Source organism: Bacillus sp. FJAT-27986, assembly GCF_001685035.1.
In the GTDB taxonomy this organism is placed as follows: Bacteria; Bacillota; Bacilli; order Bacillales; family Pradoshiaceae; genus Pradoshia.
Window position 1 is genome coordinate 244595 of sequence record NZ_MAYV01000016.1, and the last position, 20308, is coordinate 264902.

Here is a 20308-nt window from a genome sequence, read left to right on the forward strand (position 1 = left end):
AAATGGCAGCCTCTAATTATTTATTCATATAATGGCAGGTCATTTTTTATTAGATCTTCAAGACTCTCTCTTTTCACAACAAGACGCGATTCCCCATTTTCTACAAACACAACCGCAGGACGACGGAGCCTGTTGTAGTTATTGGACATTGAGTAACCATATGCACCTGTACAAAAGACCGCCAGCAGATCCCCAGGCTTAACCTTAGGCAGCGGAAAGTCCCAAATTAACATATCCCCGCTTTCACAGCACTTCCCTGCTATGGCTACTTCTTCAAATACTTCATCATTCAGGCGATTGGCAAGAGCAGCTTCATAATTTGCCTGATAGAGAGCAGGACGAATATTATCACTCATTCCTCCATCAACCGCCCAATATTTACGAGTTCCCGGCACATGCTTACTTGATCCAATTTCGTAAATGGTTGTTCCGGCATCCCCAACCAATGAGCGCCCTGGTTCAATCCAAATTTCCGGCATAGACAGACCAGCTTCTTCAAAATCGGATTTTACTTCACTCACAATTTCTTCTACATAGCGAGAGACAGGAATAGGCTCATCCTCTTCTGTATAACGGATTCCAAAACCACCACCTAAATTTAAAACCTTTGGTGAAAATCCATATGTTTGATTCCAATTCGCAATTTGTTCACTAATCTTTTTAGCGGCCAAAATAAATCCGGTTGTTTCAAATATTTGTGAACCAATATGGCAGTGTATACCCAATACGTCAAAATACTCGCTCCGCAGTACAATTTGCAGAGCTTGTTCCGCCTGGCCATTCCATAGATCAAATCCAAATTTAGAATCCTCTTGTCCTGTTAGAATATAATCATGAGTATGCGCTTCAATTCCAGGAGTTACCCGTAAAAGTATGGAGCATAGTTTACCTTTCATTTTGCACAGCTCTTCTAAAATAGCAATCTCGTGAAAATTATCAATTACGATACAGCCAACCCCCGCTTCAAGCGCCATTTCTAATTCATCAACACTTTTATTATTTCCATGTAAATGAATCCGTTCAACCGGAAATCCGGCCTGGAGGGCTGTATACAATTCGCCTGCAGAAACTACATCCAAAGATAGCCCTTCTTCCATAGCAAGCTGAAACATCGCAATGGAAGAAAAGGCTTTGCTCGCATAGGCCACCTGAGCATCAACACCCAGCCTGCCAAACGTATCTCTGAACATTCTTGCCCGTTCTCTAATTAAAGCCACATCATATATGTATAAGGGAGTGCCATATTGCTCTGCAAGAGAAACAGTATCTACTCCCCCTATTTCTAAATGGCCATGTTCACTCATTTTTCCTGTCCCATAAAAGTGCATGTAAACTCCCCCTTGACGTTATAACAAAAATAGACAGCCATTAATGCTGTCTATTTTTTGAATAGTATAACTACTTTATCACACTAATACCCTAATTCAAAATGAATTATTTTGTACGATCCACCGGATGTAAAATCCGCGGTCTTAAATGTCTGCCAGGCACCGGCCTTCTGATAATAATATTCGAAAGCGCTTTGGGTGCAAATGGGATAAACGGCCATAAATAGGGTGTAGATAACGTATTTAATCTGGTTAGAAAAAAAATGAAGAGCGTATTGGCAACCATGTACCCGGGTACATGGAACAAAGCAGTAAAAATTAAAATCAGATAGCGCATATATTTATTGGCCAAGCCGAGCTCCAAGCTTGGAGTGGCAAAACTGCCAATCGATGCAATGGCTACATATAGTAATACCTCAGGTACCATCCAACCAACATCAATGGCTATTTGACCAATTAGGACGGCAGCAATAAGTCCCATGGCTGATGATAAAGGAGCAGGTGTATGTATCGAAGCAATTCTGAGCAGTTCAATTCCAACCTCCGCTACAGCAATCTGTAATAGAATATGAACATGTGCATCATCCTGCGGACCAATAAACTTCATAGTTTCTGGTAGCAAATGGGGTTCCAATACAAATAATAACCATAATGGCAATATAAAAAGAGAAGCAAAAATACCGAGAAAACGGAACCATCTAAGAATGGTGCCCACTGAAGCTGCCTGTCTGTATTCCTCTGCATGCTGGACATGATGGAAAAAGGTCGTCGGTGTAATCATGATACTTGGCGACGTATCTACATAAATAAGGACATGCCCTTCGAGTAAATGGTTGGCTCCTACATCTGCCCGCTCGGTATAGCGAACCATTGGATAAGGATTATACCCTTGATTGACCAAATATTCCTCAACCGTTTTTTCGGCCATCGTCAATCCATCAATTTCAATTGATTTCAGTTCATCCCGAATGATATTAACGAGCTTCGGATTAGCTACCCCATCAATATATCCAATCGCAATATCTGTTTTGGAGCGTTCTCCAACACGCATAATTTCGAATCGCAAACGTTCATCGCGAATTCTCCTGCGTGTTAAGGCAGTGTTAATAATAATATTTTCAACATAACCGTCCCTTGCTCCTCTTGTGATCCTCTCTGTATCCGGTTCCTGGGGCTGTCTCCCCGGATAACTCCTCACATCTACGATCAGAGCTTTTCCGCTGCCTGCAACAATAATGGAAATCAAGCCTGACAATACCTGATCTACCATTTCATCCATCGTTTGAACAACCTCGACAGATTGTTGTACTAGCCGATTTTTAACCAGGTCATAGATAGGGACATCCAAGGCATTGTCTTCTTGTTCATTAATATCAGTCAATGTCTCTAAAATCTCTATGATAAAACTGGTATCACACAAACCATTAACATAATACATTTGCATCATTGTATCGCGAATCAGGATTTCTCTTACTCCTAAATCAAAACTTACTCCAAGACCCACATTTTTCTCCATGTATTGCTTTACGGCCTGTATGTCACTCGATATGGGTGTTTTCTCCTTTTGATTGGCCTGCATGGTATCCACTCCTTTCGAGAATCAGTTTTACAGCACTAAGTGTTATGGGACTGCCTTTAGCAATATCATCATATTTAGACATTTTGCCTATATCACCAATACCGACAACAATAGGTGCATGAATAGAATCGATACTATAGACTGTATCTCCATTAATTCGTTTAACATCCATTTCTGGTATTCCAAATTTATCAACGCCAAATCCGGTAAGATTCCCTTCGCGATCAATACAGACATCTACTTTTGTCCATTCTTCCTGTTTCGTTTTTGAAGCAACGGCAAGAATTCCAAGAAGATTGATATCAGGGTGTTCCGCAACATATTTCATTAACTGCTCACCAGCCCCTTCTCCGACCAGACCACTGTCATCAAACATAACCAACACCGGGTCATGGGCTGCAGATTTAATGAGTTTAATCAGTTCAGCTCCGCCCATTTTTGTTGGATTTCCATAGGAGGATGAAATGCAGCGACCGCCGATTTCTTTTGCTACATGTTCGATCGTTCTTTTCGCATATTCGTCTCCATCTGTGATAATGATGATATTTCGCTTCCCTTTCAACTCTTTCACCGCCCTATGACTTTTATTGATTATAAACAATCCACTGAAATAGTGAGCCCATTATTTTCCCGAGAACAAGCGCCATCAGAATATATAGAATCCGCTCCTGCATTCCGATTCTTTTTGCCAAGATCGGAAAGACATTTAAAACCTCTGTCAAAGCTGCTGCTAGCATCCCGTTAAAAACGCCGCTAAATATGCCCATGATTGATAGGAGTATCGGAGTTAATCCCAATGAAAAGTCCCATAAGCTGGATATGGTCCCACCTATTGCTCCGAGTATAACCGCACTTTCAAAATAATGAACAGATTGAACCTTCGTAAGCTGTGTAAGCCTTGGTATAATATTAAGGACAGTCAGGAAAGCCACATATCCGGCTCCGACCGATACCCCACCTGAGAATCCAACTATCAGCACAAAAACGAACTCAGTCATCTTTTACGGAAGTAATCGAATGTTTGTTTTCATTCATAATGATGTATTGATCTAAATCCTGCTGATAGTTAAACATCTCTACTTCCATTGGACTTGGTTCATCATTTAATCTTTTTGTGAAAATATGATTAAAGAACAAAATCATCCCAATTCCGAGTCCAAATGAATAGGGTATTTGAAATACAAGTGGATTTGCAGAATGCTTACCGGTAATCATATAATAGAGACGTTCATGCAGCTCCCTCATACTGACATCCTCATGAAAATTCATAATCGCAAAGCCAGCCCCTATAAAAAGGACAATCCACACAAGAATAAACAAAAGGTTCGATACTTTCTTCGTTTTACGTTCTACCTCTACAATTGTTTGCGATGGGCCATAGGTGTCCATTTTCATTTCGGGAAAATGCTGAAAAATTGCTTGGAGAACAACCGTTACATCCAGAATAAAAACATTTTTATTCTTCGAAAATTCACCCAGAACTAAACTTCCAACCTTTTCTTTTACTTCGTCTGTCCCAATTATATTGGCAATATCCGAAAGTCTTATCGGATGGTTCGGCAAAACTTTCGCCCGATATTTTAAACGGATATAAACACATTCCTCCATGAATATTTTCATCCCCATTTCCTTAATTCACATGTATTTATAGTATGGTTAGAAAAATCAGGAACCATACCAAAAATCATAAATTAGTTTATAGAGAGATACATTCAATCGCAAAAAAAAAACCGTACGAACCAGCACTCTAGTCCATACGGTCTTTCATTTGATTTAAAATCTTTTTTTCTAATCTAGATACTTGTACCTGGGAGATTCCTAGCCTCTCTGCAACCTCCGTCTGCGTTTGATCCTTATAATACCGTAAATAAACAATTAATTTCTCTCGTTCATCCAATAAGGCGATTGCCTCTTTCAAAGCAATTTTTTCAAACCACTTTGTCTCTGAACTATCTGCTATTTGGTCTAGCAAGGTAATCGGATCGCCGTCATTCTCATAAACCGTTTCATGGATTGAAGAAGGCGATCGGCTTGCCTCCTGTGCCATAATGATTTCCTCAGGTGATAAATCCAAATACTCACTGATTTCTGTAATGGTTGGCGTCCGTCCGAAGTGCTTAGATAATTCATCCTTCGCTCTTCTGATTTTGTTGGACATTTCCTTCAATGAACGACTGACTTTTACCGTGCCGTCATCACGAATGAAACGCTGAATCTCTCCAATAATCATGGGAACTGCATAGGTTGAAAATTTAACATTATAGGATAAATCAAATTTATCTACAGATTTCAATAAACCAATACACCCTATTTGAAATAAGTCATCTGGTTCATATCCTCTGTTAAGAAATCTTTGTACAACTGACCATACAAGCCTCATGTTTTTCTGGATGATTTCGTCTCTAGCTAATTGGTCACCTTGCTGGCTTTGAAGTATAAGTGTTTTTACCTCTTCGTCCTTAAGCTGGGCGGTCTTTTTACCCTTTTTGACTTCCACATCCATTGTATTAGTCTCCTTAATTACATAAAGCTTTGCTTTTGGAAAGATTTTTCATAAGCCTTACCTCTGTTCCTTCACCTCTGGATGAATCGATATAAATCTCATCCATAAAGTTCTCCATTATGGTAAAGCCCATACCGGACCTTTCCAATTCTGGCTTGGTTGTATACAAAGGCTGCCTTGCTTCATCGATATCTCTGATTCCAATGCCATTATCCCGGATTGTCAGTTCCACTCTTTCTTCCTCAAGATCCAATATCGCAGTGATATAGATTTTGCCCTTGGCATCTCCCTCATATCCATGGATAATCGCGTTGGTGACCGCCTCCGATACAACCGTTTTAATTTCGGTTAACTCATCAAGTGTAGGATCCAATTGCGCGATGAAAGCTGCCACCGTAATCCGTGCAAATGATTCGTTTTGACTCAATGCAGAAAATTCTATAGCCATTTCGTTTTTCATTTACGCTACCCCCAATCCCTGTATAGCTGCTTCCTCTGAAGATTCAAGACGAAGAATTTTAAACATTCCGGACATCTCAAATAACCTATGAACAGAAGGCGAGATGGCACAAACAATCATTTCCCCTTCAAATTGCTGAATTTGTTTATATCTGCCTAAGATCACCCCAAGACCGGAGCTATCCATAAAACTCAACTCGCCCAAATTTAAAATGATATGGCGAATGCCACCAGTTTCTATTAATTGAGATGCCTTGTTCTTTAAATCCTCCGCCGTATGATGATCCAATTCTCCCTTCAGGCGAATACATAATATATCCTCAATCGTCTTCATATCAATTTCTAGACTCACAGTACCTTTGCCCCCTTCAAAGAAAGTATAGTGGTGATTTTCGCCAAGCTCCACTTCAATTCCTTCTTAAAGACAAAACTAGTGATATTCTCTTTCTATTCGTTTAATTTCGCATACCAATGCTTATTCGTCGCCGGTATGGGTAAACATGCCGAAAGAACGCTTAAATAAATCAAACCAGCTTGCTCGTTTTACATCTTTTGATGCAATAAGAGGGGTTTCTGAAATTACTTTGTCGTCTCTCATCATTTTTAAGACACCAAGCTGATCCCCTTTTTTGATTGGGGCCTGTACATCTTTTTTCAGTACGATATTCGGACGGATATTCACATTGTCTTCCCCTTTTTTATTTAAAAGAGAAACTGAATCGTTTGTGACCAGACTTACTTTCTTCTGTTGACCTTTTTCAATTTTCAAAAGTGCAAGAGGCTGTTCTTTCTTATAGACCGGACGTGATTGATAATTAGCAAAGGCATAATCCAGCATTTTTGTAATTTGAGAATTTCGTTCCTTTGGATTCTCAGCTCCAAATACAACTGCAATGACTCGTAAATTATCTTTTTTAGCTGTTGCGGTTAAGCAATATCCTGCTTGATGTGTAAAACCTGTTTTTAATCCGTCCACACCTGGGTAAAATTTCACCAGTTTGTTCGTATTCACAAGCCAGAATTTTTTATCTGAATCCTCACGTAAGTAAGATTCATATAAACTCGTAAAATTTGTGATTTCCTCATGCTTTAGTAACTCTTTTGCTATAGTCGCCATATCAAATGCTGAACTGTAATGATCAGTTGTCGGCAGTCCCGTACAATTTTGAAATTTAGTGTTCTTCAATCCCAATTCCTGCACTTTGGCATTCATTCTTTTCACGAATTCCTCTTCGCTTCCAGCAATTTTCTCAGCCATGGCAACGGAGGCATCATTCCCTGAACCAATCGCAATTCCTCTAAGCATTTGCTCAACTGTCATTTCCTCACCTGGTTCAAGGAAGATTTGCGAACCACCCATTGAGGCAGCATATTCACTTGTTCGAACTTTATCTTCCATCGTTATACGCTTTTGATCTAATGCCTCCATGATTAACAGCATAGTCATAATCTTCGTCATACTGGCGGGAGACAGCCGCTCATCTTTATTTTTATCATATATGACAGAACCCGTATCCTTTTCTATCAGTATTGCTGACTTCGTTTTAGGTGCTAAATCTAATTCCGCCGTTTTTGTTTTTTCGGCTGCAAATGATGGTACAGACATACTTAAAGTGAACACTACTACTAATAAAGCTGAAACATACCGTTTCATGGACAGACCTCCTACTCATGATAAATTCCAGTTTTACCAACAACACCACTTTTATACAGTCCAGAATCTTATCTCAGATAAAATTATATTTCCTGGTGAGGACCTAATTAATTTGAATGAAGATTTTAAATATGCAGTCTTAATTTCAAAGGGAATTCAGCTATTTCTGTGTTAGTAGAACCAAATTAACTAACATTAGATGTTCTGAAATTAAATTATCGAGCAAAACTCGAGAGGAGAGAAATTTGAGCCTGTAAATCATAAAAACATCCTTATTTTTAAAGGAAATTGGTTAAAGCGAAGACTTTTCAGTCTGCTTTTTATAATCAGTATTTAAATTTCATCTATATAACAGGCAACCTATAAACAATTGAGCGAAATTTTATAGCAATAGTTCGATTTTGAAAGGAATTGAGCGAAAAGGGAGTGGAATTGAGCGATATTTCAATTTATTGAGCGAACGGTAAAGCAATTAGCGGAAAATGAGGTTAATTGAGCGGGAATTCTGGTGATTGAGCAATCATGTAAGACTCTTAAGCGATTAGCATGGCTATTGTGCGATCATTAAGCATTTGAACGAACGATTTACACAGTAATTGAATCAAATTTGGACACTAGAGCAATTTATATCAGGCCAAAGTGAATTATTTATTCATTTTACCCTAGCATGTCATTACGCATGGTATCTTACTCCTACTATTAACCGTAAAAAAATAGAGGCTATCTAATAAAAACTATTAGACAGCCTCCTGTTAAAACTTACTTACGCTTCAATTTTCATTTCTGATACGATTGATTTCACTAAGTTCAAGAACGTAGATTTTACTTTTTCAGTCGTTTCAATTACCTCGTCATGTGCCAAAGGCTGATCCAGGATTCCAGCAGCCATGTTTGTAATGCATGAAATACCGAGTACCTTCATGCCTCCATGAGCAGCAACGATAACTTCAGGAACTGTTGACATTCCCACTGCATCTCCGCCTAAAATACGTGCCATTCTTACTTCTGCTGGTGTTTCATAAGTAGGACCTGTAAATCCAATGTAAACACCTTTTTGAATCGAAATATTTTGTTTAGAAGCAACTTGTTCTGCCAATTCCACTAATGATTTTGTATAAGCACTTGTCATATCAGGGAATCTTGGTCCAAACTCACTGTGATTCGGTCCAATTAATGGGTGTGCGCCCATGTAATTAATATGATCTGTGATAATCATCAAATCACCAGGCTTGAAGCTTTCATTTACTCCGCCTGCTGCATTTGTTACAAGAATATGCGTCATTCCCATTGCCTTCATAACACGTACCGGGAATGTAACTTCTTGCATGGAATATCCTTCATAATAGTGGAAACGCCCCTGCATAGCCGCTACTGTTTTGCCTGCCAGCGTTCCAACAACAAGTTGGCCGGCATGTCCTTCAACAGTAGAAACTGGGAAATGAGGTATTTCACTGTATGGGATTACAGTGGCATTTTCAATTTCATCAGCCAATACTCCCAACCCTGAACCAAGAATCAATCCTAGTTCCGGCTTTTGACCGGATACCTCTAAAATATGCGCTGCTGCTTCATTTACTTTTTCAAACATTCTGTTCTCTCCTTTTAATTTAGTTCCTTAAGGAAGCTTACTCCATGCTCAGGCATTTTCACACCGAAGTTATCAGCAACGGTTGCACCAATGTCCGCAAATGTACTGCGGATCGGCAGTTCTTTACCTTCTTTAAATTGTTTGGAGTATACAAGTAAAGGAACATATTCTCTCGTATGGTCTGTTCCAGGATGAACCGGATCATTACCATGGTCTGCTGTAATAATTAGCAGATCGTCTTCCTTCATTTTATCCAGTACTTCCTGCAATCTTCCATCGTACTCTTCTAATGCTTTACCGTACCCAATAGGATCGCGTCTGTGGCCAAATACAGCATCAAAATCAACAAGGTTCAGGAAGCTTAGACCAGTAAAGTCCATGTCCAATGTTTGGACCTGCTTATCCATTCCATCCATATTACTTGTTGTGCGAAGCGCTTTTGTTACGCCCTCGCCATCGTAGATATCAGCAATTTTCCCAATGGAGATTACATCAAAGTTACTATCCTTCAACTCATTCATTACCGTGCGTCCAAATGGTTTTAACGCATAATCATGGCGATTTGGCGTACGTTTGAAATCACCAGGCTCTCCAACGAATGGGCGAGCAATAATTCTGCCTACCATATATTCTTCACGAAGAGTCATTTCTCTGGCAATTTCACAGATACGATAGAGCTCTTCAAGAGGTACTACATCCTCATGAGCTGCAATTTGCAGAACGGAGTCAGCAGAAGTGTACACGATTAATGCTCCGGTTTTTACGTGTTCTTCTCCCAATTCTACTAGGATTTCTGTACCGCTCGCCGGTTTATTCCCAATAATTTTTCTGCCGCTCTTTTCTTCCAGCTCCTGAATTAATTCCGGCGGAAATCCATCCGGAAATACACGGAACGGTGTATCAATGCGCAGCCCCATGATTTCCCAGTGGCCAGTCATCGTATCTTTCCCATTGGATGCCTCTTGCATTTTTGTATAATAAGCCATTGGCTTGACTGCCTTTTGAATCCCTTTAATTTCTCTGATGTTTGACAAGCCTAATTTACCCATGACAGGCATGTTCAACCCATTCATTTTTTCAGCTATATGTCCAAGTGTATCCGAACCTTTATCGCCAAATTTCTCTGCATCAGGCGCTTCACCAATCCCAACAGAATCCATTACAGTTAAAAATACTCGCTTAAATTTCATACCTGAAACCTCCAGCTTCTTTTATATGTAGGTTACCCTTTCTCAACGCCTGTAATCTTCCATAAATTTCAGTAGAATTTACGGGTCAAAAGTTGCAGGCGTCAGAGGTCTGACTTCTTTATTTTACATCACCGGGGAAACGTTGCCAATTTAAGTTTACCAAATTTTAATAGTTTTATTTTTCGGTATTCACTCAATATTCAAAAAGTCTTTAGACCTACTGCTTATTTCTTTTTAGAAACGTGTTCAAAAATAAAGACGGCACCTTACCGGAAGCCGCCGTAACTATCCTAAACTTAGAGAATCCCCTTTTAAGCTCGGGGATGGAACTTACTGTATACATCCTTTAAACGGACATTCGTGACATGTGTATATATTTGTGTTGTCGAGATATCAGCATGTCCGAGCATCTCCTGAACAGCCCGCAAATCCGCACCATTCATTAGTAAATGAGTGGCAAATGAGTGGCGAAGGGTGTGAGGTGTCAATGACTTTTGAATATTCGCCTGCTCAGCAAGCTTCTTGATAATTTTCCATAACCCTTGGCGGCTGAGACGTCCGCCGTGATGATTCAAAAATAAAGCATCCGATTTATTCTTTTGGCTAACCAATCTAGGTCTACCTGATGTTAAGTAGGTGGTAATCGAATCAAGGGCCATTTGCCCCACCGGGATAATTCGCTCTTTATTTCCCTTCCCTATACAGCGAACAAATCCCATTTCTATATGTACATTATCAATATTTAACTCTATTAATTCACTAACCCGCATACCAGTTGCATAGAGCAGCTCTAAAATAGCCTTATCCCGTATACCGAAAGCGTCAGCTGGGTTAGGTGCATTCAGCAATGCCTCCGTTTCCTCCTGGCTTAAAACCTTTGGCAATGATTTCTCAGTATGAGGGCTTTCAATCAAGACAGACGGATCTGTTTCCGAAATACGTTCCCTTAATAAAAATTGATGGAAGGATCGAATGGAAGCTGTATGGCGTGCCAGCGTTTTGGACGATTTTCCATCATCCCTTAATTTACCCAGGAACTGGACAATATGAACACGGGAAACGTCCTTCCAGTTGTCAATTTGTTGATTTTTCAAAAACTTATAATAGGAATCCAAATCTCGTTTATACGATAGGAGGGTGTTTTTAGCCAACCCTTTTTCGATTGTTAAATAATGGATAAAATCCTGCAATGGATCTTTCATTTTCATTTACTCCCCATCTAAATAAAATAGAAAGAGTCTTTCTCTCCATCCAGGCTCCTCTTCATCATTGATGGATTGAAAAACCTTTACAGCCGTTCCCTTAGGCTCGTCATAGCGATGATAATTTTCATATTCCTCATTAAACCAAACAATAGCAAAATAAAATAATATCGTAAAGCCAACAAACATGATGAATACCTTGCTTGTTTGCCAAAATAATTTAATCAAATTTCTCATAATTCTCTAGTCCTCCAGGCCTTTTTATCAATTTATGCCTGTTTGGACATGTTTTATACATATCATCCACGTTTTATGAGTAAAAGATAAAACCTTTCCACAACGGAAAGGCTTATCTTGCATGGTTATTCCCGGACCCTGCAGTCTCCGGCTCTTCTTTTTTATCTTGGCAACGATGGCAAACCCCATGAAATGTCAGGCGATGATCCTTAATTTTGAATCTGAATTTCTGTTCAACAATCGGTTCTACATCATCTAATAAATCTTCAAGAATTTCATCTACCGCTCCACATTCTATACAGACTAAATGGTGATGAAAATGCGCTGCTCCCTCTTGTCGCAAATCATAACGGGATACCCCATCACCAAAATTAATTTTATCTACTATTTTAAGCTCAGTAAGCAATTCAAGCGTTCTATATACAGTTGCCAAACCGATTTCCGGTGCTTTTTCTTTAACGAGCAAATATACATCCTCTGCACTTAAATGGTCTTCTTCATTCTCGAGCAACACTCTAACCGTGGCCTCTCGCTGCGGCGTCAGCTTGTAACTTGAAGAATGTAATTGCTTTTTTATTCGATCTAATCTAGATTCCAACCCTTTTCCTCCTCGCCGCTGAATCTGTCCGGATTTCATCATCATATTATAGAAGAAGGCAAAAAGGGATTATGAGTCCGGCCTTCTATCACCATTTATAGTATAGCAAAAAAAACGTCCATGTAAAATATAATAATTATAAACAACTTATAATAATGATTATTATCTAATAATTATTATTAACTCATATTATCAATTACAGCTTTCATTAGCCCCGGTGATAAAAAGGATTCAATCAAGGCTGCAACAACAAAAGACACTAAGGCCATTCCAAGCAACAGAGAATACTGGAAAAAATAAGGCCTTAATTTTTCGCGGCTTGATTTTAAAAATTGGCGTTTAATCATTTTAATGGAGATAATGACGGCGCATGATGCCATGATAATGGTTACGGGTACAAGGATGATATTCTGAGGTAATATGGATACACACGCAAGCATAAAGCCCTGCCACCCTGTTTGGCTAACCAAAAAACCGACAGTAAAGCCGATCACGATTCCTTTTATAAAAAGAAGGATTAAAATCATTGGTAACCCGATAATCGAGATTCCAAGAATCCACATTAAGATAATAAACTTCGCATTCTCCTGAAAGCTATAGATGAAAATTTCACTGCTTGCACTGACTTTCCCTTGCTTTAATTCTCCGAAGAACTGAGACAAATAATAAAACAGGTCCTCTTTCTGAGTTAAAGATAAGCTGTTGACAATAATTGCCCCAAAAATGATTCCCATCAGGAATAGGACCATAATAAAAATGAAAATAGATAAATGATCTTTAATATGAAAAAGCAAAGCTCTTTTATAATACGATTTTTTCACAGGGGAATTCTCCTCTCCGGTTCCATTACTAGATTCTATGTATTTACTAGAGATTGTATTCTAGTAAAAAATAAATTCTTACTAGTCTAAATAGTATGATATAATCTCTTTAATTTACATAAAAGGAGGAGATTGGCATGAATCCGATCCTGATGGACATACCAGAAAAACTTGATGGAAGCCGAATTTATTTGCGTTCTTGCAAGCCGGGAGACGGGCCTATGGTCCATGATGCCATATTGGCTTCAAAAGAAGATTTAAAACCCTGGATGCCCTGGGCTAATCGAGATCAGACATTAGAGGAGACAGAGGACAATTTACGAAGAGCACAGGCAGAGTTTATTTTAAGAGAAGATATACGTCTATATGTGATGAGAAAAGAAGATAATATTTTCCTTGGTTCCACCGGACTACATAGAATGAATTGGGAAACAAGAAAGTTCGAGATCGGATATTGGATGGATTCTCGTTACACTAAAAAAGGATATATGACAGAGGCTGTTGAATTATTGACGAACTTCACATTCGATAAATTACTAGCTAACCGGGTGGAAATTCGCTGTGATTCAAAAAACATAAACTCCAGACGGATTCCTGAAAAACTGGGTTACACTCTTGAAGGGACATTAAGACACGACAGCTATGATTCTACAGGTACCTCCCTTCGTGATACATGCATTTTCTCTAAAATAAGAAGTGATTTGTAAAATAGAAAAAAGGGCAGTGAATGCTATTCACTGCCCTTTTTCTCCATTAATCCGTAATAATCTTCCCGTAAATACCGCCTCCGCCTTTTTGCAGAGACAATGTACCACCCCGTGCCTGATAGATGAGCATGGCTATTTTTTCAGGAACTAGCCCCTTTAGCTCCTCCAGGCTGGCTTCATGGATGACAGCCATTTCTGAACCAAAACCAGCTACTAATTTATCCAATGTTCTCGGTCCTAGCCCTGGAATAAACTCAAGCGGGATATGATGAATATAAGGCGGTCTCTCTTGCAGAACATCTCCCAGCTCTGCATCTGCAAGATCATTGATACGTTCAGCTACTCCACGTGTCACCTGATTAGAGCCGCAATAAGGACAGCGCTCTGAATACACAGCTAGAGTTTCGCCGCAATTCTCGCAAACTGTTTCATGGTATTTACCTAAATACGGATTCAGTCCGTAATTAGCTAAAATGGCACGTCCTTCTTCTTGTTGAAGTGCTTTATGCCATTCGGTAAAGTTAGGCTCCTGCAGCAACAGTTTTTGATATTCACGAGCCAGCTTTGGCAACGAATGTGCATCACTATTTGTTAAAAAGGGATAGCGGTTCAGCTCGCTTAACTTGGATGCCATTGTCGTATCAGCACTGAGCCCCAGCTCAACAGCGTCAATCCAGTCTGGATTCAGAACCTCGTTTAGGCTCTTTAAGACCCCTCTGCCGTACAAACTTTTATGGGGAGTGAAAATATGTGCAGGGATAAATAACCCGCTCAAATCCTTTACTTTTTTCTGCAATACGGTAGCACTCTCATAAATACGCTGAGAGCTGAGAGTATTATTTTTAACTCTCGTTGCAAACCATTCCGAAAACAGCTTCATTTTTTCAAGAGTAGGAAAATAAGCCAGCACATGAATGGGCCCTTTGCAGTTTGCATCATTGATTTCAATCTCACTCCCAGGAATCAAAACGGTACCGTCTTTATGTTGAAGACCGCCGCCCTCGAGTTCTTTCATCTCTCCTTTTGCCATGAGCCCCTCAAGTTCTTCTATCACCTCAGGAACATGGCAGTCGATGACCCCAACCATATCGAGTCCTTTTCTTGTCGCAGCATATTCAAGAATAGTTGAAATCGTTAGGGTCCGCGCTCCTGTAATTTTGACAGGCTTCCCAGATTTCGTTCTCCCCACATGAATATGAAAATCCGCGTAATATGTCTTCATTTATTTAGACTGTGCCTCTTGGAGCTGTAAATATTGAACCGCATAGGCTGTTTTGGCATCCTGAATTCTCTCTTCTTTAATCAGTTCCAAAGCCTCTTCTAATGTGACTTCCATCAAGTCCACGAATTCATCCTCATCAAGGCCTCTTGCATCTTCCTTTTTAGAAAGACCCTTAGCCAGGTAAATATGTACAATCTCATCTGCAAATCCAGGCGATGTGTAGAGGGAAATAATATGTTCAATGGACTCGCAGGCATATCCGGTTTCCTCTTCCATCTCGCGAACCACACAATCTCTTGGATCTTCACCGGCATCCAATTTACCGGCAGGAATTTCAACTAACGCTTTTTCCATCGGCTTACGGTATTGCTCAACAAGCACGAGCTTATTTTCATCTGTAACGGCAATCACTGCGACCGCTCCAGGATGTTTAATTAATTCTCTGGTCGACGTCTTTCCATTCGGAAGAAGCACTTCATCCACACGTACATCTAAAATTCTTCCTTTAAAAATAGGTTCTGATTTGATCGTTTTCTCTTCATATTTGTACATCGTTAAATCTCTCCTTTTGTTCTAAAAAGCATTCCTCTGTTCATACATTTTACCATATAGCATGTCCAAAGGGGTGCGTTATGAAAATATGGATCAGTGACAATCAAATCATTTTGAGCGGAAAAGCTTGGGAAGTAAAAGAGAAATTAAAGCAATATAGCAATCAATATGTGTATGTTACGGACTGGCTGCAGGCCGCTCGGCAAATAAAATGACGGATTTAACTCCTTCCATTACAATAAAGAAAAGACACACTGTAATAGCGAAAGGAGATTTCCTGTGAAAAAGAGACAAATTGGAGAATCTGACTTATATGTTACGGAGATGGGACTAGGATGCATGTCTCTCGGCAAAGACGAAAAACAAGCCCGACTAATACTGGAGACAGCTATCGAACACGGAATCAACTATTTTGATACAGCCGATTTGTATGATTTTGGCCTTAATGAGGAAATGGTCGGAAGGGTGTTAAAACCATATCGACAGAACCTGATATTAGCTACAAAGGCAGGTAACAGATGGAATGACGAGAAAACTTCATGGTCCTGGGACCCTTCGCGAACCTATATTAAGCAGGCCGTAAAGGATAGCCTAAAGCGTTTACAGACCGATTATATCGATTTATACCAGCTTCATGGCGGTACAATAGACGATCCCTTGGATGAAACCATTTCCGCCTTTGAAGAATTAAAGAAAGAAGGCTATATATGTGAGTACGGCATTTCCTCCATCCGTCCCAATGTCATCAAGGAATTTGCAAACCACTCAAGTATCATATCGGTCATGATGCAATACAGTCTTCTCGATCGAAGACCGGAGGAATGGATGCCATTACTGGAGGAGCATCAAATCAGCATCATTGCCAGAGGTCCTGTAGCAAAAGGCCTTTTAACAGAGGAAATGTTAAATAAAGCTTCCGATTCTATCCGCGAAAATGGATATTTGGACTATACATATGAGGAGCTAGAGTCTCTGCTTCCATCCATTCAAGAAAAAATAGCGAGCCGTTCCATGAATGAACTGGCTTTACAATATATCCTCTCTTCTAAAGCGGTAGCTGCTGTGATCCCTGGGGCAAGCAGCGAAAAACAATTACTTGAAAATATAAAGGCTATAAACAGCAAACCGTTAGCAGCCGAAGAGCTGGAACTATTGCGCTCCTTAACTAAAGCAAATAAATATGAGACACATCGCGATTAAACGGGAGTCAGGCTATTTCATCTAAATAGCCTGATTCCTTTTCTTATTTTTATCCTATACATAGAATAACCAGTCGAAATCTTCCCGTTGGTAATCACAATAAAAATAATCATTCGTTTTTGAATCATACACATAATCCTGCTGGCACTCTTCGAAATGGTCAACAATCCATTTCATGGCTGAAATAAATTGGTAGGCTTCCGCATTCGTCATGGTTGGATGAATGGAAAATCGAATCCATCCAGGTTTAACCTCTAAATTGCCCTGATCAACCAATTCCATGATTTGTTGGGAACTCTCCTTGGAGATTCCCAATAAATAATGCCCATACGTTCCCGCACAGGAACATCCGCCCCGTACCTGAATTCCAAACCGGTCATTTAATAGTTTAACAATCAGATTATAGTGTACCCCCGGAATCATAAATGAAATAATACCCAATCGTTCTTCTTTCTCTGGTTCGAGAACCTTAATTTCAGGTATGGATAACAATCCCGGAAGAAGGATGGAAAGCAATTCTTTCTCTCTTGCCAACATATTGTCTACCCCCATTTCCTCCTTTAGCCTTATACATAATGCTATTCGAATGCATTGCAGGATTCCTGGTGTTCCACCGTCCTCCCTCGTTTCAATATCCTCATAATAGCTTTTGTTTCCCCACGGATCCGTCCAATTGACAGTGCCGCCGCCAGGATGATCAGGTATGTGGTTGTGATACAAATTTTTATTAAAAATTAAAACACCACTCGTACCGGGTCCGCCCAGGAATTTATGCGGAGAAAAACAAATCGCATCCAGCTGTTCTGCAGGATTCTCGGGATGCATATTGATATTTACATATGGAGCGCATGCAGCAAAGTCTATCACACAGATACCACCGTGCTTATGCATCACGCTTGCCAGTTCATGATATGGAGTAATGAGTCCGGTTACATTGGAGCATGCGGTAAAAGCACCGATTTTCAACGGTCTGTTTGAATAGGATTGTAACTGCCGTTCTAATTGCTCCGGACTGACATTCCCTTTTTGATCAGGTTCCACGATAACTACATCGGAAATCGTCTCAAGCCAGGAGGTATGGTTGGAATGATGTTCCCGATGGGTAATAAATACAACCGGTCTTTCCTCAGGCTTTAGTTCAAGCCTCGATTCCCATTTTTCTGGTATGCGCAAGCCAAGTATACGTTGAAATTTGTTAATGACCGACGTCATTCCAAAGCCATCAAGGAGAATCGCATCATCCGGACCAGCGTTTACATGCTCTTTTATGATTTTCTTTGCATGATGATACGCATTCGTCATGAATGAGCCGGTTTGGTTTGATTCCGTATGGGTATTTGCCATAAACGGTCCAAATTCCTTCGTGATTTTATCCTCTATCGGTTTATATAATCTTCCGCTTGCTGTCCAGTCCGCATATATAATCGGCTTTTCTCCGTATGGGGTTGAAAACGTTTTGTCATTTCCTATAATGTATTTGCGAAAATCATGGAAATATTGCTCCAGCTCTCCAAACCATTCTCGCTGATGATTTCCAATTCTTGCCCTCAGCAATCCTGTTCACCTTCTATCTGCATAAGTCAGTAACAGTATATGAATAAAAAGCCTATTGGTTATTGCCGTGGAGAAAATAGTACTTTCTTACAAAAAAGCCCTATCACTTTTCAGTGATGAGGGCCTTCCATTATTCTTCCATTGATTTCTCAGTTTTAAATTTCCCTGTCAGAGCAATAAGTTCATTTGTAATTTGAGCAAGTCCATTAGCATATTCTGCTGTCTCTTTTACCATCGCATTCTGTTCCTCTGCGGATGCAGAAACTTCTTCAGCAGAAGCCGCTGATTCCTGAATGGTTGTGGATGTCTCTTCAATCATGCCCTCAACTCTTTTAACATCTTCATTAATCATTTGAAAGGACTCAGTTAATTTCTCTAAATGATTCTTTGTATACCCAACCTTTTCATTTATGATTGTCAGTGTACTGCTGCCTTCCATCACTGTTTCAACCTGAGTACGGAACTGATTTAAATTATTTTCCATAACGTTCATCGTGTTAAATGTGTCTTTTTGAATTTTATTAATTAAATCCTTGATCTCTTCAGTAGCTTTATTTGTCTGTTCGGCCAGCTTACGTACTTCATCTGCCACTACTGCAAAGCCTCTCCCTTGCTCCCCCGCTCTTGCGGCTTCAATAGCTGCATTCAGAGCCAATAGGTTCGTTTGGGCCGAAATATCTGTAATAAACCGAATTATATTTTCAATTTCATTTGCTCGTTCGCCTAAATGCTTCACTTGTTCGTTGGCATGAGCAATATCGTCACCAAGTGCTACTAATACCTGCAGTCCTTCGAGAATCATCACTTGTCCATCCCTTGCTATAAGTGATGATTCCTCTGCATTGCCCAATGTTTCTTTTGTAAAATAAGTCCCTGTTTCAACCTGTTTTGTAATATTCACCATTGTCTCAAAGATATGGTTAGCTTTATGTGATTGAGTATCAATTCCAGATGCGATATACGAAACAGTGGTGGCAATTTGATCAGCAGCCACACCGGTTTGCTGAGTACCCTCTGCCATCTTAACGGTATTGGCATGGATTTTATCAGATGATTCCTTGATGGCACCTATTAAGTACACAAGCTCTGTACGCATTTGTTCCATTCCACTCGCAAGTGTGCCGATTTCATCCTTTGTTTCTGCAACAATTGGTTCTGTTAAATTTCCCTTGGCAATCAACATGACTTGTTTAGATAACTTCTCTATTCCCCGAGTAACCGGACGTGTCACTCTATAAACCATGGTGTAGCCGATCGCTAGGTTCATAACAAAAACCGTTAACGCAGTCGTTAAGGCCTTTCTCGTCTGCTCTGTCAATTGATTTATATCCTTATGAATTCCATCAACAGCCTGTTTCTGTAAGTCACCAAGCTGCTGTTCCATAGTTTGTTCAAATTGAGTAAAGATCACCTTAGGCTCATTACCAGCTTCTATCCCCTTTTCTGTGAAACTCTCAGCCATTAGCTGCCCGGATTGATAAAACTCGGTAAAGGAATCTGCTAATGAATCCAATTTTCCGGATGATACACCCAGTTTTTTTAAATCCTCGGCATGATTCTTAAATTCTTCTGCATACGTATCAGCCAACGAATAAGTATCAATCGTGTCCGAGCCTTTCGTAGCACTGATTCCTTTGAATACCTGCTGCACCTGAATAACATTGACTTTCATTTGATCTGTTAGTAGTACAATCTCTAAGGAACTCTTATTTATTTCCTGAATGCGCTTTTCATTCGAATACAGATTGTAAGCGAGAACAGCAGCTACTATTAAACTTAAAACAGTAACGCTGATAAAAGTGATAACAATTTTTCGCCTGATATTCATCTCTAAAATTCCTCCAAAAATTCCCGATATATCTTCCCGTTATCTATATCGGCCAGTTCTGCGTAATATGTAACCATTTTGTGGAG

Annotated in this window: 22 protein-coding genes; 3 read left to right on the forward strand and 19 right to left on the reverse strand. The window is 39.8% G+C overall.

Annotated features, from left to right (window positions below; genetic code table 11):
* Positions 1–20: 20 nt before the first annotated feature.
* From lysA to spoIIM, 15 genes are all read right to left on the reverse strand, one after another.
* Positions 21–1328 (reverse strand): diaminopimelate decarboxylase, encoded by a 1308-nt coding sequence (lysA, locus tag A8L44_RS14205; protein ID WP_066107636.1) that lies wholly within the window; start codon positions 1326–1328, stop codon positions 21–23.
* Positions 1329–1434: 106 nt separating this feature from the next.
* A complete protein-coding gene (locus A8L44_RS14210) occupies positions 1435–2907 on the reverse strand; it encodes a spore germination protein (RefSeq protein ID WP_066107639.1) in 1473 nt (490 codons plus the stop codon).
* Positions 2867–3469, reverse strand: a complete 603-nt coding sequence (locus A8L44_RS14215) for a stage V sporulation protein AE (RefSeq protein ID WP_066107642.1) — start codon at positions 3467–3469, stop codon at positions 2867–2869. The genes A8L44_RS14210 and A8L44_RS14215 overlap by 41 nt, the downstream gene beginning before the upstream one ends.
* A 22-nt stretch (positions 3470–3491) precedes the next feature.
* The gene (locus tag A8L44_RS14220) at positions 3492–3905 is read right to left on the reverse strand and encodes a stage V sporulation protein AB (RefSeq protein WP_066107644.1); all 414 of its coding nucleotides are present in this window, start codon (positions 3903–3905) and stop codon (positions 3492–3494) included.
* Entirely contained in the window at positions 3898–4515 is a 618-nt protein-coding gene (locus A8L44_RS14225; protein ID WP_066107645.1) for a stage V sporulation protein AA, read from the reverse strand. The genes A8L44_RS14220 and A8L44_RS14225 overlap by 8 nt, the downstream gene beginning before the upstream one ends.
* Positions 4516–4654: 139 nt before the next feature.
* Positions 4655–5410, reverse strand: a complete 756-nt coding sequence (gene sigF, locus A8L44_RS14230) for an RNA polymerase sporulation sigma factor SigF (RefSeq protein ID WP_066107647.1) — start codon at positions 5408–5410, stop codon at positions 4655–4657.
* Positions 5411–5423: 13 nt separating this feature from the next.
* Entirely contained in the window at positions 5424–5870 is a 447-nt protein-coding gene (gene spoIIAB / locus A8L44_RS14235) for an anti-sigma F factor (protein ID WP_066107650.1), read from the reverse strand.
* Complete coding sequence (gene spoIIAA / locus A8L44_RS14240; protein ID WP_066107855.1) at positions 5871–6221, reverse strand: anti-sigma F factor antagonist; 351 nt, start codon at positions 6219–6221, stop codon at positions 5871–5873.
* Positions 6222–6344: 123 nt separating this feature from the next.
* A complete protein-coding gene (locus A8L44_RS14245) occupies positions 6345–7523 on the reverse strand; it encodes a D-alanyl-D-alanine carboxypeptidase family protein (RefSeq protein WP_066107653.1) in 1179 nt (392 codons plus the stop codon).
* Positions 7524–8286: 763 nt separating this feature from the next.
* On the reverse strand, positions 8287–9111 hold the full coding sequence (locus A8L44_RS14250; protein ID WP_066107656.1) for a purine-nucleoside phosphorylase: 825 nt from the start codon (positions 9109–9111) through the stop codon (positions 8287–8289).
* A 14-nt stretch (positions 9112–9125) separates the two neighbouring features.
* On the reverse strand, positions 9126–10301 hold the full coding sequence (gene deoB, locus A8L44_RS14255; protein WP_066107658.1) for a phosphopentomutase: 1176 nt from the start codon (positions 10299–10301) through the stop codon (positions 9126–9128).
* A 311-nt stretch (positions 10302–10612) separates the two neighbouring features.
* Positions 10613–11503, reverse strand: coding sequence for a site-specific tyrosine recombinase XerD (gene xerD, locus A8L44_RS14260; RefSeq protein ID WP_066107858.1), 891 nt, complete (start codon positions 11501–11503; stop codon positions 10613–10615).
* A gap of 6 nt (positions 11504–11509) precedes the next feature.
* Positions 11510–11740, reverse strand: a complete 231-nt coding sequence (locus A8L44_RS14265; protein WP_066107661.1) for a YqzK family protein — start codon at positions 11738–11740, stop codon at positions 11510–11512.
* 112 nt (positions 11741–11852) lie between these two features.
* Entirely contained in the window at positions 11853–12338 is a 486-nt protein-coding gene (gene fur / locus A8L44_RS14270) for a ferric iron uptake transcriptional regulator (RefSeq protein ID WP_066107665.1), read from the reverse strand.
* A gap of 179 nt (positions 12339–12517) precedes the next feature.
* Complete coding sequence (gene spoIIM, locus A8L44_RS14275; RefSeq protein ID WP_066107668.1) at positions 12518–13159, reverse strand: stage II sporulation protein M; 642 nt, start codon at positions 13157–13159, stop codon at positions 12518–12520.
* Between the two features lie 137 nt (positions 13160–13296).
* Between spoIIM and A8L44_RS14280 the strand changes: the two genes are divergently transcribed.
* On the forward strand, positions 13297–13866 hold the full coding sequence (locus tag A8L44_RS14280) for a GNAT family N-acetyltransferase (protein ID WP_066107671.1): 570 nt from the start codon (positions 13297–13299) through the stop codon (positions 13864–13866).
* Between the two features lie 46 nt (positions 13867–13912).
* Here the strand turns inward: A8L44_RS14280 and A8L44_RS14285 are convergent, their stop codons facing one another.
* Both A8L44_RS14285 and A8L44_RS14290 read right to left on the reverse strand, forming a co-directional pair.
* Positions 13913–15088: an endonuclease Q family protein gene (locus A8L44_RS14285; protein ID WP_066107675.1), complete on the reverse strand. Its 1176-nt coding sequence runs from the start codon at positions 15086–15088 to the stop codon at positions 13913–13915.
* A complete protein-coding gene (locus tag A8L44_RS14290; protein ID WP_066107678.1) occupies positions 15089–15640 on the reverse strand; it encodes an NUDIX domain-containing protein in 552 nt (183 codons plus the stop codon).
* 80 nt (positions 15641–15720) lie between these two features.
* Here A8L44_RS14290 and mciZ point away from each other — a divergent pair, with 80 nt between their 5' ends.
* Positions 15721–15855 carry a Z-ring formation inhibitor MciZ gene (gene mciZ / locus A8L44_RS18605; RefSeq protein WP_077248152.1) on the forward strand — a complete coding sequence of 45 codons (135 nt, stop codon included), beginning with the start codon at positions 15721–15723 and terminating at the stop codon, positions 15853–15855.
* Positions 15856–15919: 64 nt separating this feature from the next.
* Entirely contained in the window at positions 15920–16840 is a 921-nt protein-coding gene (locus tag A8L44_RS14295; RefSeq protein WP_066107679.1) for an aldo/keto reductase, read from the forward strand.
* A 54-nt stretch (positions 16841–16894) separates the two neighbouring features.
* On the opposite strand, the gene A8L44_RS14300 is transcribed toward A8L44_RS14295, so the two are convergent.
* Positions 16895–18394, reverse strand: a complete 1500-nt coding sequence (locus A8L44_RS14300) for an aminotransferase class V-fold PLP-dependent enzyme (protein WP_066107683.1) — start codon at positions 18392–18394, stop codon at positions 16895–16897.
* 130 nt (positions 18395–18524) lie between these two features.
* Positions 18525–20222, reverse strand: a complete 1698-nt coding sequence (locus A8L44_RS19030; RefSeq protein WP_066107687.1) for a methyl-accepting chemotaxis protein — start codon at positions 20220–20222, stop codon at positions 18525–18527.
* Positions 20223–20308 lie beyond the last annotated feature (86 nt).